The organism is Leifsonia sp. NCR5 (assembly GCF_002105485.1).
GTDB lineage: Bacteria > Actinomycetota > Actinomycetes > Actinomycetales > Microbacteriaceae > Leifsonia.
In genome coordinates this window covers 117,949-131,819 of record NZ_NCSR01000001.1, presented here as the reverse complement: position 1 = coordinate 131,819, position 13,871 = coordinate 117,949, and the positions used below count along the sequence as shown (strand labels likewise).

Genomic DNA, 13,871 nt, shown 5'->3' with positions numbered 1-13,871 from the left:
GATCGAGGGCGGCACCGCACGGCGGTGCCGCCCTCGTCGTCTGTCCGCACCTGTGTGCGGGCTCTCAGCGCGTGAGACGTAGGCTTGTCCGGTGCCCCGACTCGTCCGCATCATCGGTCCTGCCGTCCTGCTGATCGTCGCGATCGTCTCCATGATCGCGGCCCTCGCGTTCGGCGGAGGCGCTGCGGCACCCCTCCTGGCCGACCCGGGGGCGCTCGTGCGGTGGGGTCTGCCAACGGCGACCCTCATCGTGAACCTGAGTGCCGCAGGCACGATCGGCGCGCTGGTACTCGCCTGTTTCGCGTTCAGCCCGGAGAAGGACGAGTTCGGCAAGTCCCTCGACTTCGCCGCAGGCTCTGCCGCGGTGATGACGGTCGCGAGCGCGGCCACCGGCCTGTTCACGTTCGTGAGCGTCTCGAACGTGCCGTGGTCGTTCGACGAGGCGTTCAGCAACGGCCTCAGCTCGTTCGTCACCAGCGTCTCCATCGGGCAGGCGTGGCTGGGCATTACGCTCATCGCCGCCGCGGTCACGGTGCTCTGCTTCGCGGTGCGCAACCACACGGCCCTCATCTTCGTCACCGCTCTCGCCATCGCGTCGATCGTCCCGATGGCGCAGCAGGGCCACAGTGCGGATGCCGCCGGTCACGACGCGGCGGTCACCTCGTTCGGCCTGCACGTGCTCTTCGCCGCGATCTGGCTGGGCGGGCTGGTCACCCTCATCGTCGCCAGGCGCACGCTCGACGGCGGCCGCCTCGTGCCCGTGCTCGAGCGGTACTCGTCGCTCGCCCTGATCGCCTTCATCGTCGTCGCGGCCTCCGGCTACGTGAACGCGGAGCTGCGCGTCGGCACCCTGGCGCAGCTGGCCACGCCGTACGGCATCCTGGTGCTGGTCAAGGTGGCGGCGCTCGGAGCGCTCGGCGTCTTCGGCGTGATGCAGCGGCGCATCCTGATCGGCAGGCTCAAGGCGGGCGGCAAGCGCAGCACCTTCTGGTGGATCGTCACGGCCGAACTCGCGTTCATGGGGATCGCATCCGGTGTCGCCGCCGCGCTCGCCCGCACAGCGACGCCCGTGGCGGAGAAGCTCGGACAGTCTCCGACGCCCGCCCAGATCCTCACCGGAGAGAAACTGCCGCCCGAACTCACCTGGGGCCGGCTGTTCACGAGCTGGAACTTCGACCTGCTCTGGGTGCTCGCGTGCGGCTTCGCGATCTTCTTCTACCTCGCGGGCGTCTGGCGGCTGCGCAAACGCGGAGACGCCTGGCCCATCCACCGCACGGTGTTCTGGATCCTCGGCATCGTGCTGCTGTTCTACATCACGTCCGGCGGCGTCAACGTGTACGAGAAGTACCTCTTCTCCACCCACATGCTCGCCCACATGGTGCTGACGATGATGGTGCCGCTCCTGCTCGTGCCCGGAGCGCCCGTCACCCTGGCGCTGCGGTCGATCAGGAAGCGCACGGACGGCTCCCGCGGCGGCCGGGAGTGGATCCTGCTGGCGGTGCACTCCCGCTTCGCGAACGTCATCTCGAACCCGGTCGTGGCCGCCGTGCTGTTCGCCGGGTCGCTCTGGGCGTTCTACTACACGCCGCTGTTCCGCTGGGCCACGACCGACCACATCGGGCACGAGTGGATGATCATCCACTTCCTCATCACCGGCTACCTCTTCGTGCAGTCACTGATCGGCATCGACCCCGTGAAGTACCGCCTGCCGTACGCGTTCCGACTGCTGCTCCTGCTCGGGACGATGGCCTTCCACGCCTTCTTCGGCCTCTCGATCATGCAGAGCACCGGTCTGCTCCTCGCCGACTGGTTCGGCTCGATGGGCCGCACCTGGGGCGACAGCCCGCTCGTCGACCAGCAGACGGGAGGCGGCATCGCCTGGAGCGTCGGCGAGATCCCCACCGTCATCCTGGCGATCGTGGTGGCCATCCAGTGGAGCCGCAGCGACGACCGCGAGACCAAGCGCCGCGACCGCAACGCCGACCGCACGGGCGAGGCGGAGCTGAACGCGTACAACGAGCGGCTGCAGAAGCTGGCGTCGCGGGATGGAGCGCGGCGGTAGGGGCGAGCCGGTAGGGCCGAGCAGCCCTAGTCCGCCACCACCAGGTCGATCCCGCCGTCGTCGCGGAGGGTGATCTTCGACACGGACATCGCGAACGGCTCGTCGGTCTCGCGCTGTGACACCGACCCGTCGAACAGCGATTGCACCGTCACGGACAGGTGTGCAGCGCCCTCGGAGCGCGGCATCACCCATCCGGTCTCCCCGGCCTGGATGGTCACCGGCGGGTAGCGCACGATCGACCAGGCCGGCAGTCCTTGCACCCTGTCGTCGATGACCGCCCCGAACGGGCAGCCCGCCGGTTGCAGCACCTCTTGCTTGGCGCAGTCGTCGAGGAAGTCGTGGAGCTGCGTCTGCACGACGGAACCGAACGCGTTGGTCGGCTGCGCATCCACTGCCACCGGCACCCGCTGCCCTGCCGCGGCGGGGAAGGCGACCGTGTCGGCCGTGAGATAGCGGGAGTGGTGCCCGAGCGAATACCGGGCGGGGGCGAACATGAGGTAGTCGGCCGCGACGGAGAACGCGTCGACCGGCTGCTTCTCCGCCGCGCGGGGTTCGAGGGTGTGGCCGGCGATCGTGAACGTGTCCGCGTGCTGCACCTGGATGTGCGCGACCGTCAGCGGCGTCTTCGCGAACTCCCACAGCGGGAGGACCCCGAGCACCGAACCGGTCTGCCGCACGGTGAACTTCGCCGTCACCGGATGCCCGTCCGCGCGGGCTGCCACCTCCACCAGGTGCGAGCCGGACGCCAGCTGGTCGTCGCTGACCACCCGGATGCCGGTGAGGTGAGGGAGCACATCCGGTCGGAGCAGTTCGCGTGACGGCTTCTCGGGCAGGCCCTGCGCCGACAGGGATGCGGGGGTCGGGTCTGCGCCCGGCATCGCCATCGCGGCGCGCACGTCCCTGGCGGCCAGCGCATCCACGTAGGAGGTGGCGAAACCGGCCGGGCTGTAGAACGCGCGCTGCACGGCGCCGACCGCGGCGACGAACGCCAGGACGAGCAGCACGGCCACGCCGGACCAGATCAGCAGGACGCGCGTGCGGGGGCTGAGAGCGGCGAGCGGATGCGCGGGTGCACCCTCCGACTCGTCCCCACTCATGCCGCCATCCTATGGGCCTGTGGAGAACCGCCGTCCGAGCCCGGCGCCGCGTTAGAGTAGTTCGGCAGGTCGCGCGACGGAAGGGAATCGGATGGGCCGACTCTCCCTCACGCCCGAACAACAGCGGGTGTTCGAGCTGATCGAGCACACCCGCGAGCATGTGTTCGTCACCGGTCGCGCCGGCACAGGAAAATCCACGCTGCTCAACCATCTCTCCTGGAACACGGAGAAGTCGCTCGTCATCTCCGCGCCCACCGGGGTCGCGGCGCTGAACGTCGGCGGGCAGACCATCCACTCGCTGTTCCGGCTGCCAATCGGGGTCATCGCCGACCACGACATCGAGCAGAGCGCCGAGCTGCGCAAGCTGCTCAACAGCATCGACACCCTCGTGATCGACGAGGTCTCGATGGTCAACGCCGACCTGATGGATGCGGTCGACCGCAGCCTGCGCCAGGCCAGGCAGCGCAACAAGGAGCCGTTCGGCGGCGTGCAGGTGGTGCTGTTCGGCGATCCGTACCAGCTGGCTCCCGTGCCGGGCGATCCGGAGGAGCGGGCGTACTTCGGCGACACGTACCGGTCGATGTGGTTCTTCGACGCCAAGGTGTGGCAGGAGGCCGACCTCAAGATCGTGGAACTCGTCGAGGTGCACCGCCAGCACGAGTCCGACTTCAAATACATGCTCAACGCGGTGCGGCACGGCCAGGTCACCAAGGAGATCGCCGACCGGCTCAACGAGATGGGCGCCCGCCCGGCACCGGATGACGGCACGATCACGCTGGCGACCCGCAACGACTCCGTCAACCGCATCAACGCGGAGGCGCTGCGCCGCCTGCCCGGCCGCGCGCTCACCGCCAAGGCGGAGGTCAGCGGCGACTTCGGCGGCCGCACGTACCCGGCAGACGAGACGCTCGAGCTCAAGGTGGGGGCGCAGGTCATGTTCCTGCGCAACGACGTCGGCCAGGGCGGCGAGGGGCCGCGCTGGGTCAACGGCACCATCGGCACGGTCACCCGCATCGACTCCAACGTCTACGTGGACGTGGACGGCGAGATCCACGAGGTCGAGCCGGCCATCTGGGAGAAGTTCAAGTACTCGTACTCCCCCGCCACCAAGAAGCTCACCAAAGACGTCGTCGCCGAGTTCACCCAGTTCCCGCTGCGGCTGGCGTGGGCGGTCACCATCCACAAGTCCCAGGGCAAGACGTACGACTCCGCGGTCGTCGACCTCGGCCAGCGGGCGTTCAGCCCCGGCCAGACCTACGTGGCCCTGAGCCGGATCACCTCGCTCGACGGGCTCTACCTGTCCCGCCCCCTGCGGCCGAGCGACATCATGGTGGATGCGGACGTCGAACGATTCATGCGCACCCGGCCCCGCGAGGGCTGAGGCGCGCACACGCCGAACACACGCGACAGGAGACTCAGATGGCGGTGACCTTCGTGCTCGACTTCAGTGACGGGCAGCACGTGGAGACGAGCGGGAACGGCGTGATCGGGCGCAACCCGGCCGCGCACACGCCGGGGACCGAGCTGGACGATCCGGCGCACGCCGAGCTGATCACGGTGGCGGACGACGCCAAGTCCATCTCGCGGGCGCACTTGGCGTTCGGGCAGTACGACGGGATCTTCTGGGTGCTCGACCTCGGGTCCGCCAACGGTACGACGATCGTGTATCCGGGCGACGGCGCGTACGCGTGCGACCCGAACACCCGGCACGAGGTCGATCCCGGGTCGACCGTGCGGTTCGGGAACGGATCGTTCGTGCTGCGGCGCGCGGGCGTCTAGGCGGCGGCTTTGGCCGCGGCCAGGTCTTCGAACAGCGACGTGTTGAACGCGTATGCGACGATGACCTCGTCGATGACGCGCTCGCGCTCCGCGTCGTCCCAGTCGACGGCGTCCAGCTGGGCGCGGTAGACGTCCTTGAACTCGCGCGGCTTCGCGATCTCCGCGAACAGGTAGAAGCCGACGCCGTTCGTCTCGAACCCGAACTGGCGCTGCATGAGGGTGCGGATGATCTGGCCGCCGGAGAGGTCGCCGAGGTAGCGCGTGTAGTGGTGGGCGATGAAGCCGCCCGGCCAGTCGGCGACCTCGTGGATGCGGTCGACGTAGCGCACCGTCGTGGGGACGGGGGCGATGCGGTCGCGCCAGTCCGCGCCGAGCAGGAACGCCAGGTCGGCCTCGATCGCGGGAAGGCGGGTCAGCTTCGGGGTAATGAAGGCGGCGGCCACCCGGTCGTCACTCATCCGGGCGGCGACCGCCTCCAGAGCCTCGTAGATGAAGTAGTGCTGGGCCACCAGGGCGATGTAGTCCTCACGGCAGCCCTTCCCGGTCATCAGGTCCTGCATGAAGCCGGCGCCCTCGCTGGACCCGTGATCGGTTCGGGCCCGTTCACGAAGGGCTTGGGAGAAGGGGATGATTGCTGCCACGATGCTCCAGCCGTTCGGGATGCTAGTTAGGGTTACCTAAGGAAGGGTGCCCTAAGTGTAGCAGCGAGGCTGGGAAACGCCAGGGTGTTGAAAGCCGGTCCGACGAAGCGCGGCTCAGTGGTGCCCGGAGTGCTGCAGGTGCACATCCACTGCCGCCACACCGGCGTCCGTGACACCGAGCGCCGGGATGGTGACGGCGCTGACCGCTGCTGCACTCAGCAGGAGCGCCAGTACGAAGCGCAGGGCGCCCGCATCCGGGTTGGCCGCCTTCCCGCGGCGCAGCACCACGGCGATGGTCGCAGCGACCGCGACGTCGAGCAGGGCGGCGACCGCGAGCGGCAACGGCGGCAGTGCCAGGACGGTCCCGGCCTCCGACGTCGCTCCCACTGTCGCGACGACCGCCCAGGCGCCCACGGGCACCAGCGCGGCGACGAGTGCCGCCCGGAAGAAAGGCGGACGGTCGCGGACGAAAGCCGCGACCGCCCACCCGAGCTCCCCTGCCGCGAACGCCACGAGGACGATCGCGGCCGGGAGGGGTGCGCTGGCGGCGAGAGCCGCGTGAAGCAGCCCTGCTCCCAGCGCAGCCACGGCGAGCCAGGCGCGGGTGGCCGCCGAGACGGCCACGCCTACAGCCTCCCCCTGAACTGCCCTGGTCATGGTGCTCACCGTGACTCGCCTCTCAGCCGGGTCAGGCGACGGCCGACGTGCGGCGGACGGTCTTCTCCGCGCCGAGGCCGACGCCGAGGAGCACGATGGCGCTCACCAGGTGAAGGAAGTGGTCGGGTGTGTTCAGCGCCAGGATGTTCGCGCCCGTGCCGACCAGGAAGAACCCGACGATGCCGAGCAGCAGGTAGACGGCGCCGACCGTGGTGTTCACGGCCTTGGCGGCGGCCACCCTGGTGAGCCCGGCGATGAGCAGCGCAGCGCCGATCAGCAGGTGGGCGATGTTGTGCAGCGGGTTGACCTCGAAGATGCCGAGGATGAGCCCACCCTTGGTGGCGACGAAGCCGACGCCGCCGGTGTAAGCGAAGCCGAGAAGCCCGACGACGAGATAGACGGCGCCGAAGATGGTGGCGACCAGACGGTTCGGTGATGTGCGCATGATGTTCCCTCCTAGTGTGCGGCGCGGCTGGCGCTGCGCCTCATCTCCTGGTTCGGAGGATGGGCGGGAACGGATTGGTCGCCTATTCGGTGCGCGGCTCGATGCCCAGCGTCCGGCACGCCGAACGGTAGAGCAGCACGACGGCTTTGCGGATGTCCGCGCGCTCGGCGACCGGGATCGTCCACGGGATGCGCACGTCCGTCGCGTGGTCGTCGGCGGCGACGACGCGCCACGTGCCGCCCTGCGCATCCAGTGCCGTCATCGTCGCCTGCGCGGCGTCCGGCACTCCGTTGGCGCGCACGATCACGAGGTTGTCGTCCGTGTGGTCGCTGTTCATGTGGCGGAGGACCGCGTCGACGATCTCGGGAGGGAAGCTCTGCATGCGTTCGATCGTATGCTGCACGGTGCGCCCCCCCGTGAGCGGTTAGAATCCTTTGACCAGGGACACCGAACCCATCGGGGGATGGCAATGCGACGACGAGCGAGACGGATCACCGCCGTCGCACTGGCGAGCGTCCTCGCCCTGGTTCTGGCCGCGTGCACCCCGAATGCCGGCGCAAGCTCCACGCTGCCGAAGCAGGTTGCCGGCGGCTTCTCCTCCGAGGTCACGGGCAAGCTGAAGACCGCGGTGACGGACGCCATGAAGCAGGCAGGCGCATCCGGAGCGATGGTCGGCGTGTGGGCGCCGTGGGCGGGCAGCTGGACCGACGGCATCGGCACCACGACCCTCAAGGGATCGAAGCCGGTCACCGCCGGCATGACCTTCCGGATCGCGCAGAACACCATGCCGATGACGTGCACGGTGCTGCTCGGCCTGGTGGACGACGGCACGGTCGAGCTCGACGACCCGCTCACCAAATGGCTGCCGGGGCTGGTCGGCGTCGACGGCGTCACCCTGCGGGAGCTGTGCCAGAACACCTCGGGCATCGGCGACTTCCAGGGCCAGCTGAACCACATTTTCCTCAACAACCCCACCAGGCAGTGGCCGGCGCTCGAACTCGCCAGCGACGGCCTCGCAACGCAGCCGTTCGGCAAGCCGGGCGAGAAGCTCGGGGTGTCGATGACGAACTTCGTGCTGCTCGGCATGGCGCTCGAGAACGCGGCGGGGAAGTCGTGGCAGGACCTCTACTCCCACTACATCTTCGACAGGCTCGGGATGACGTCGAGCTCGTTCCCCGGTCCGTCGCAGCTCACCGTTCCCGGCCCGCATCCTGCCGGGTACTCGGTGGGCATCGACCCTGCGGGCGCCGTGGTCTGTGAGCCGATGCGGGATGTGACGCAGCTGTCGCCGTCGATGGGCTGGACCGCATCCGGTGTCGTCTCGAACGTCCCGGACCTGAAGGCATACGTGCAGGCTCTCGCCAGCGGCTCGCTGCTGTCGGAGAAGTCGGCGAAGGCGCAGGCCACCGGCATCCCGAACGGGTCGGACTGGCAGAAGTACGGGCTCGGCGTGCAGATCCTCGGGCCGCTGCGCGGCAGTGCAGGAGCGATGCCGGGCTACATGTCGGCGATGTACAGCGACCCGTCGTCCGGCCTGACCATCGTGGTCGCCCTCAACAACTCGACGCCGGGGCCCGCGTTCGCGCAGTACCTCGCGCAGCGGCTCGCCTCCATCGTCTCCAAGGTGCCGGCGAAGGTGAAGGGCGCGAAGGTCGTCGCCGGGCTTCCGTGGTCGGAGGCGCAGATGACGGAGGCCATCGGCAAGACCGTACCGTGCCCTCCCGCCAAATAGTGCGCGGGGTCTGAATTCAGGCGCCCACGAGGGCTGCGAGTTCGGCCTGCACGGGGAACACGTCGTCGTCGAGCACCAGCTGGAGTCCAGCGCCGGTCGCCCTATTGACGAGAACGGGAGCGGCGAGGTTGACCGTGCTGCCCTCGCGCGACGGGGTGACGACGACGAGCGCCAGCACCTCGTCCGCCGTGCTGACGCCGAGGTCGGCGGCCTTGTCGTCCGGGAGTTCCGGCGAATAGCCGGGCAGGTGCCTGGCCGCGTCGATCGTGAACAAGCGGATCTCCGGGCGCTCGGCGGCCTGCAGCGTGTACAGGCCCTCCGCGCCGGCGACGGCGGTGAGTTCGAAGTCGACCAACGGCTCCAGGCCGGGAGGCGGGGCGAGGAAGCTGACGGCGCTCATCGGAGGAAGTCCATCAGCGTCGGCTGCAGCACCTTCGCCGTGACGGCGATCGCGGTCTGGTAGTTCACATCCTGGGTCTTCAGGTCGAGGAGGACCTTGCTGAGATCGACGTCCTCGAGGCTCGCGCGCTGGCCCTCGAGCGAGTTCGAGTTCACCGCGAGCGTGTCCTTCGCCTTGTCGATGCGAGTCTGGTGCCCACCGATCTCCGCGTGCTCTCCCACGATTGCCTTCATCCGGTTGTCGATCTCGCCGAGGCGAGGTCCCGTGTTCACCCCGGAGCGCAGATCGCTCACGGTGTTGTCGATGAGCGCGAACACCGAGCTCGCCCCCGTGCCGAACACCGCTGCGCCGTCGGAGTCGACGCGCACGGTCGAGTCTGGACCGACTCTGCGGTCGACTGTACTCCCGGCGACGCCGGTGAACGTGTAGTCGGGCTGGAACGCGACGCCCGCGTTCGAGTTGCCCGCGAAGACCGTTCGGCCGAGGTAGGTGGTGTTCGCGAGCGAGAGCAGGCTCTTCTTGAGGCCGTCGAGCTCGGTGGCCACGGCCTCCTTCGCCTCGGGAGAGAGTGCGCCGTCGTTGGAGCCCTGCACCGTGAGGTCGCGGACCCTGTTCATGATCGCCTCGACGGAGGTGAGCGTGGAGTCGGCGGTGGTGAGCCAGGCGTCCCCGTTGTCCGCGTTGCGCGCGTACTGTGCGTTGGCCGCCTGGTCGGAGCGGACGCCGAGGGCGCTCGCCGTGGCAGTCGGGTCGTCCGACGGCCGGTTCAGGAGGCGCCTGCTCGTCGCCTGATCGTAGAGCGCGGTCTGCCGCTGCAGGCTGGCCTGCAGATTGTTCTGCGCGCTGAGCGTCTGGGTCGCGTTCGTCACACGGGTGAACACGGTTACCTCCCGACCAATCCGGTGTGGTTGATGAGCACGTCGAGCGCTTCGTCGACCGCGGTCATCACGCGGGCGGCACCCTGGTACGCATGCTGGAACGCCAGCATGTTCATGTTCTCTTCGTCGAGGTCGACGGACGAGTTGGAGAGTTGCGCGTTCACCGCGCCCTTGGAGGCGAGGTCGGCCAGCGCGGACTGCTGCTGCTCCGACTTGCTCGCCACGCCGATGCGCACGACGAACGCCGTCCACTGCTTGTCGACCGCGTTCGGGCCGGTGCCGAGCTGGGCGATGGCCCCGGCGAGGCTGCCGTCGCTTCCGCCCGCCCCCGGCGTCCCCGTCGCGATCTGGCCGATGGTGGTCGGCACCACGGACAGGCCGAGAGCGGCGGGCTTGGTGGCGTCGATAGCGAAGAAGTCGAGGCCGGTCGCGCCGCTCGGGGTCGCTCCCGTGCGGTGCAGGTCGTTCACCCGCTGGGCGAGCGTGACCGCGAAGGCGTTGTACCCGGCCGCTGCCTCAGCCAGCACTCCCCCGGTGCCGGATGCGTCTGCCGGCGCGAGCGTGGAGATCGCGCCGGAGATGGCGCCGCCCTCCATCGCGATGGCGGAGCCCGGACGGCTCGCCCACTCAAGGCGGACGGGGTCGCCTGTCGCATCCCCCATCAGCCGGGCGCCTGCGGCCTGAACGGCATTGAACGAGGTCTCGGAGACGATCGCGTTGCCGCCGATCAGCACATCCACCGTTCCGTCGTCGCGCGGGCGCACGACACCGCCGGCGAGGTTGGCGATCTGCGTGGTGAGCACGTCGCGGCGGTCCATCAGCTCGTTCGCCGAGCCCCCGGAGGCCAGCGTCGACCGGATGCGGCCGTTGAGCTCTGCGACCTGGCTCGCGGCCTGGTTGAGGTCGGTGACCATGCCGTCCACGTTGGTGCGCAGAGCGCTCCACTGGTTGTCGACGGACGCGTAGCCCTGCGAGATCTGGGTGACCAGGCTTCCCGCCTGGCCGAGCAGCACGCCGGCCGGCGCCTGCTCCCCCGCCTGGTTGGACACGTCCGACCAGGCCGACCAGAACTTCTGCAGCTGCGCCGAGATGCCGTTCGTGCCCGGCTCGTTGAGGGAGGCTTCGAGCGTGGAGAGGGCGGACGCCCTGGTGTTCGAGTATCCGGAGAGGGCCGTGGTGGTGCGCACCCGCGCATCCAGTGCTGCATCGTCGAGACGCTGGATGCCGTCGACGCTCACACCCTGGCCCGGGCGGACGCCGCCGACGAAAAGCCCGGCCTGGTTGAGCGCCGGCACGCCGGACGTCTGGACGCGCTGCCTGGTGTATCCCTGCGTGTTGGCGTTGACCAGGTTCTGGCCGACCACATCCAGGCCCGCCTTGGCGGCGACCAGCCCGGTGTACGCGGTGTTGAGTCCGCTGAAGGTGCTCATCCTGTCGCTGTCCTACGCTTCCGTGTCGAAGAGCCTGGCAGTGGATGCGCCGGGCCGGCTCTCGCCGCCCGCGCCGTACACCCCGGGGTCTCCCCCGCCGCCGGCGAGGCCGTTGATGGTCTCCTGGGTGGAGCGGGCCGCTTCGCGCAGCAGGCGCTCGTTGGTGTCGCGCACCTCGGCGATCTGGGCGGTGAGCTCGATCATGGCGGCCAGGTGCGAGGCGAAGATGTCGGACCAGATGCCGTCGGGGGCGGCCGTGGCGAGTTCGCGGAGGCTGGAATCGGGGCTGATCCCCCACTCCTCTGCGAGCGAGGCGACCTCGACGGTGCGGGCGAGCCCGACGGAGCGCATGCGCTCCATCACCTGCTCGACCTCGCGGGTCGCGTGGGAGATCCAGCGCGACTTGCCCGCGGTGAGCAGTAGCTGCTCCTCCTCGAGCTTGAAGAGCAGCAGCTCGAGCAGCTCGCGTTCCTTCCAGAGCTGCGCAGAGAGTTCACTCGCCGCCATGTCGCTACCAACCTCCTCGTGAGTCGTCGTGCGCACATGGTCCCCTTGTGTCCGCGGCGCCGGTCTGCGCCGTCACCAGAGACCATCGGCAGGTTTGGCCTCGATGTTAGGGGCGGCGGCCAGTGAGTTGGCTGGGACGCCTAGCGCTTTTCACATGAATGTCAGTATTCCCCGTACTGGGGGTAGGTACTGCCCCATAGTGGGGGCGCGACACCCCCGCGCGGAGTTACTTGCAATTGTTACCGTGAACACGAGCAAGACCCCTAGCGCCTGTTCGGCACCCGAAGTAAGTCCGGACATTCCACAGAACCGCCCGAGCACCACCCGCACCGAAACCACCGGCGAAGGCCGGACGGACGCGGGCGCTCGGCAAACCAGGACAGGGGTCGCCCGCGTGAACCGCACAGAACGCAACACGCTCGTCGTCGAGAATCTGCCGCTCGTCGGCTACCTCGTCTCCGACCTGTGTTCACGAGCGACGCACCTGTCGCGCGACGACCTGGCCTCCGCCGGCGCCCTCGCCCTCGTGCAGGCCGCCGGAGCGTTCGACCCGACACTGGGCATCCCGTTCGGGGCATACGCCCGCACCCGCATCGTCGGCGCGTTCGCCGACGAGATGCGCGCGAGCGATTGGGCGACCCGCTCGGCCCGCAAGCGCATCAAAGAGACGATGGCGGTGCAGGAGAGCCTCACCGCCGGCCTCGGCCGCACGCCCAGTGTCGAAGAGATCGCCAACGCGCTGGGCGTCGACCGCGAGACGGCGGCCGCTGCGCTGTCCGACGCATCCAGGACCGTCACCACCATCGACGAGACCGTCGAGACGATCCTCGTCTCCGACGCCGTCTCCCCCGAGGACTCGCTACTGGCCGGAGAGCAGACCGCATACGTGCGCGCCGCCGTCTCCGCCCTCCCCGACCGGATGCGCTACGTGGTCGAGGCCATCTACTTCGACGACCGCACCGTGACGGAGGTCGCGGAAGAGCTCGGCATCACCCACTCGGCCGTGTCGCAGCAGCGCTCGGAGGCGATCCGCCTCATGCGCGAGGGCATGGCCACGCACTACGCGGACGAGGGAGACCCGGAGGTCATCGAGGCGAAGACCTCGCAGGCCCGCCGCAGCGCATACCTCGCCCGCCTCGCGCAGCACGCGGTGGCGAACGTCGCGCGGCTCTCGCCGCCGCCGTCGTCCACCTCGGCACGCGCATCCTGAACTCGTCGCAGATCGTCGCAGATCATCGCTAACGGGATGGGCGCGACGGCCGATAGAAGATGTTGCAGCCCACGGACGGGCCGCACAAACCCAATCATGGAGGAATAGCAATCATGGGTATGCAGATCAACACCAACGTGTCGGCACTCAACGCCTACCGCAACCTGAACAACACGCAGAGCGACCTGTCGAAGTCGCTCGAGAAGCTGTCCAGCGGCCTCCGCATCAACCGTGCGGCGGACGACGCGGCAGGCCTGGCGATCTCGCAGGGCCTGAAGTCGCAGGTCGGAGGCCTCACGGTCGCCGCCCGCAACGCTCAGGACGGCATCAGCGTCGTGCAGACCGCTGAAGGTCAGCTGACCGAGGTCCACTCGATCCTGCAGCGCGTGCGCGACCTGGCCGTCCAGGCCGGCAACGACTCGAACAACGCCGACTCGCGCGCCGCTATCAAGACCGAGGTCGACCAGCTCACGAAGGAGCTCACCCGCATCTCGGGCGACGCGAACTTCAACGGCATCAAGCTGCTCGATGGCTCCAACGCCACGCTGACCTTCCAGGTCGGTGCGGGTTCCGTTGCCGCCAACGACCAGATCGCGGTGGACCTGTCCGGTGCGAACGTCGCGACCGTCGCGACCGCCGTCGGCGCGCTCACCTTCGACAGCGCTGCGAACGCGCTGACCTCGATCGCTGCTCTGGACACCCAGATCACGAACGTGTCGACCGCTCGCGCCAACCTCGGTGCGGTCCAGAACCGCTTCGAGAGCACCATCCGCAGCCTCAACGTCTCCAAGGAGAACCTGTCGGCCGCGAACTCGCGTATCACCGACACCGACATGGCGGACGAGATGGTGAAGTACACCCGCTCGAACATCCTGTCGCAGGCCGGCACCGCGATGCTCGCGCAGGCCAACCAGTCCGGCCAGGGCGTTCTGCAGCTGCTCCGCTAGTAGGGCCGCGGCCGGGATGCGCAACCCCAAAGCGCATCCCGGCCGCACCACCGGCTGACCCTTCCCGCACGCGGGCAGGACAGCGA

Annotated in this window: 15 protein-coding genes; 6 read left to right on the top strand and 9 right to left on the bottom strand. The window is 69.0% G+C overall.

What is annotated here, in order from left to right; translation table 11 throughout:
* Positions 1-151 precede the first annotated feature (151 nt).
* Complete coding sequence (locus B7438_RS00645; RefSeq protein WP_179150694.1) at positions 152-2,062, top strand: cytochrome c oxidase assembly protein; 1,911 nt, start codon at positions 152-154, stop codon at positions 2,060-2,062.
* Positions 2,063-2,088: 26 nt separating this feature from the next.
* On the opposite strand, the gene B7438_RS00640 is transcribed toward B7438_RS00645, so the two are convergent.
* Positions 2,089-3,159, bottom strand: coding sequence for a hypothetical protein (locus B7438_RS00640; RefSeq protein WP_256921814.1), 1,071 nt, complete (start codon positions 3,157-3,159; stop codon positions 2,089-2,091).
* A gap of 91 nt (positions 3,160-3,250) precedes the next feature.
* Between B7438_RS00640 and B7438_RS00635 the strand changes: the two genes are divergently transcribed.
* Entirely contained in the window at positions 3,251-4,540 is a 1,290-nt protein-coding gene (locus B7438_RS00635; protein WP_085367411.1) for an ATP-dependent RecD-like DNA helicase, read from the top strand.
* Positions 4,541-4,578: 38 nt separating this feature from the next.
* Entirely contained in the window at positions 4,579-4,938 is a 360-nt protein-coding gene (locus tag B7438_RS00630) for an FHA domain-containing protein (RefSeq protein ID WP_085367410.1), read from the top strand.
* Here B7438_RS00630 and B7438_RS00625 read toward each other — a convergent pair.
* From B7438_RS00625 to B7438_RS00610, 4 genes are all read right to left on the bottom strand, one after another.
* Positions 4,935-5,579 (bottom strand): heme oxygenase (biliverdin-producing), encoded by a 645-nt coding sequence (locus B7438_RS00625; RefSeq protein WP_085367409.1) that lies wholly within the window; start codon positions 5,577-5,579, stop codon positions 4,935-4,937. The genes B7438_RS00630 and B7438_RS00625 overlap by 4 nt on opposite strands.
* A 114-nt stretch (positions 5,580-5,693) precedes the next feature.
* Positions 5,694-6,236: a hypothetical protein gene (locus B7438_RS00620; RefSeq protein WP_085367408.1), complete on the bottom strand. Its 543-nt coding sequence runs from the start codon at positions 6,234-6,236 to the stop codon at positions 5,694-5,696.
* 31 nt (positions 6,237-6,267) lie between these two features.
* Positions 6,268-6,681 carry a DUF4383 domain-containing protein gene (locus B7438_RS00615; protein WP_085367407.1) on the bottom strand — a complete coding sequence of 138 codons (414 nt, stop codon included), beginning with the start codon at positions 6,679-6,681 and terminating at the stop codon, positions 6,268-6,270.
* Between the two features lie 82 nt (positions 6,682-6,763).
* Complete coding sequence (locus B7438_RS00610) at positions 6,764-7,063, bottom strand: DUF2470 domain-containing protein (RefSeq protein WP_085367648.1); 300 nt, start codon at positions 7,061-7,063, stop codon at positions 6,764-6,766.
* An 87-nt stretch (positions 7,064-7,150) separates the two neighbouring features.
* On the opposite strand from B7438_RS00610, the gene B7438_RS00605 reads away from it, so the two are divergent.
* Entirely contained in the window at positions 7,151-8,413 is a 1,263-nt protein-coding gene (locus B7438_RS00605; protein ID WP_085367406.1) for a serine hydrolase, read from the top strand.
* Between the two features lie 16 nt (positions 8,414-8,429).
* On the opposite strand, the gene B7438_RS00600 is transcribed toward B7438_RS00605, so the two are convergent.
* The 4 genes from B7438_RS00600 to flgN are packed head-to-tail and all read right to left on the bottom strand — an operon-like array spanning position 8,430 to position 11,628.
* On the bottom strand, positions 8,430-8,813 hold the full coding sequence (locus B7438_RS00600; protein WP_085367405.1) for a flagellar assembly protein FliW: 384 nt from the start codon (positions 8,811-8,813) through the stop codon (positions 8,430-8,432).
* Positions 8,810-9,694, bottom strand: coding sequence for a flagellar hook-associated protein FlgL (gene flgL, locus B7438_RS00595; protein ID WP_085367404.1), 885 nt, complete (start codon positions 9,692-9,694; stop codon positions 8,810-8,812). Before flgL ends, B7438_RS00600 begins: the two co-directional genes overlap by 4 nt.
* A 2-nt stretch (positions 9,695-9,696) precedes the next feature.
* Positions 9,697-11,121 (bottom strand): flagellar hook-associated protein FlgK, encoded by a 1,425-nt coding sequence (gene flgK / locus B7438_RS00590; RefSeq protein ID WP_085367403.1) that lies wholly within the window; start codon positions 11,119-11,121, stop codon positions 9,697-9,699.
* Positions 11,122-11,133: 12 nt separating this feature from the next.
* Positions 11,134-11,628, bottom strand: coding sequence for a flagellar export chaperone FlgN (gene flgN / locus B7438_RS00585; protein WP_085367402.1), 495 nt, complete (start codon positions 11,626-11,628; stop codon positions 11,134-11,136).
* A 394-nt stretch (positions 11,629-12,022) separates the two neighbouring features.
* On the opposite strand from flgN, the gene B7438_RS00580 reads away from it, so the two are divergent.
* On the top strand, positions 12,023-12,838 hold the full coding sequence (locus B7438_RS00580) for a sigma-70 family RNA polymerase sigma factor (RefSeq protein ID WP_085367401.1): 816 nt from the start codon (positions 12,023-12,025) through the stop codon (positions 12,836-12,838).
* A gap of 113 nt (positions 12,839-12,951) precedes the next feature.
* On the top strand, positions 12,952-13,785 hold the full coding sequence (locus B7438_RS00575) for a flagellin (protein ID WP_210723993.1): 834 nt from the start codon (positions 12,952-12,954) through the stop codon (positions 13,783-13,785).
* The last annotated feature ends 86 nt before the right edge of the window (positions 13,786-13,871 follow it).

What these genes read in the sequence shown, in the direction of transcription:
- B7438_RS00645 (WP_179150694.1), top strand. Translation starts at nt 152, where the DNA reads ATGATCGCGGCCCTCGCGTTCGGCGGAGGCGCTGCGGCACCCCTCCTG.
- B7438_RS00640 (WP_256921814.1), bottom strand. Translation starts at nt 3,159, where the DNA reads ATGAGTGGGGACGAGTCGGAGGGTGCACCCGCGCATCCGCTCGCCGCT.
- B7438_RS00635 (WP_085367411.1), top strand. Translation starts at nt 3,251, where the DNA reads ATGGGCCGACTCTCCCTCACGCCCGAACAACAGCGGGTGTTCGAGCTG.
- B7438_RS00630 (WP_085367410.1), top strand. Translation starts at nt 4,579, where the DNA reads ATGGCGGTGACCTTCGTGCTCGACTTCAGTGACGGGCAGCACGTGGAG.
- B7438_RS00620 (WP_085367408.1), bottom strand. Translation starts at nt 6,236, where the DNA reads ATGACCAGGGCAGTTCAGGGGGAGGCTGTAGGCGTGGCCGTCTCGGCG.
- B7438_RS00615 (WP_085367407.1), bottom strand. Translation starts at nt 6,681, where the DNA reads ATGCGCACATCACCGAACCGTCTGGTCGCCACCATCTTCGGCGCCGTC.
- B7438_RS00610 (WP_085367648.1), bottom strand. Translation starts at nt 7,063, where the DNA reads ATGCAGAGCTTCCCTCCCGAGATCGTCGACGCGGTCCTCCGCCACATG.
- B7438_RS00605 (WP_085367406.1), top strand. Translation starts at nt 7,151, where the DNA reads ATGCGACGACGAGCGAGACGGATCACCGCCGTCGCACTGGCGAGCGTC.
- B7438_RS00600 (WP_085367405.1), bottom strand. Translation starts at nt 8,813, where the DNA reads ATGAGCGCCGTCAGCTTCCTCGCCCCGCCTCCCGGCCTGGAGCCGTTG.
- flgK (WP_085367403.1), bottom strand. Translation starts at nt 11,121, where the DNA reads ATGAGCACCTTCAGCGGACTCAACACCGCGTACACCGGGCTGGTCGCC.
- flgN (WP_085367402.1), bottom strand. Translation starts at nt 11,628, where the DNA reads ATGGCGGCGAGTGAACTCTCTGCGCAGCTCTGGAAGGAACGCGAGCTG.
- B7438_RS00575 (WP_210723993.1), top strand. Translation starts at nt 12,952, where the DNA reads ATGGGTATGCAGATCAACACCAACGTGTCGGCACTCAACGCCTACCGC.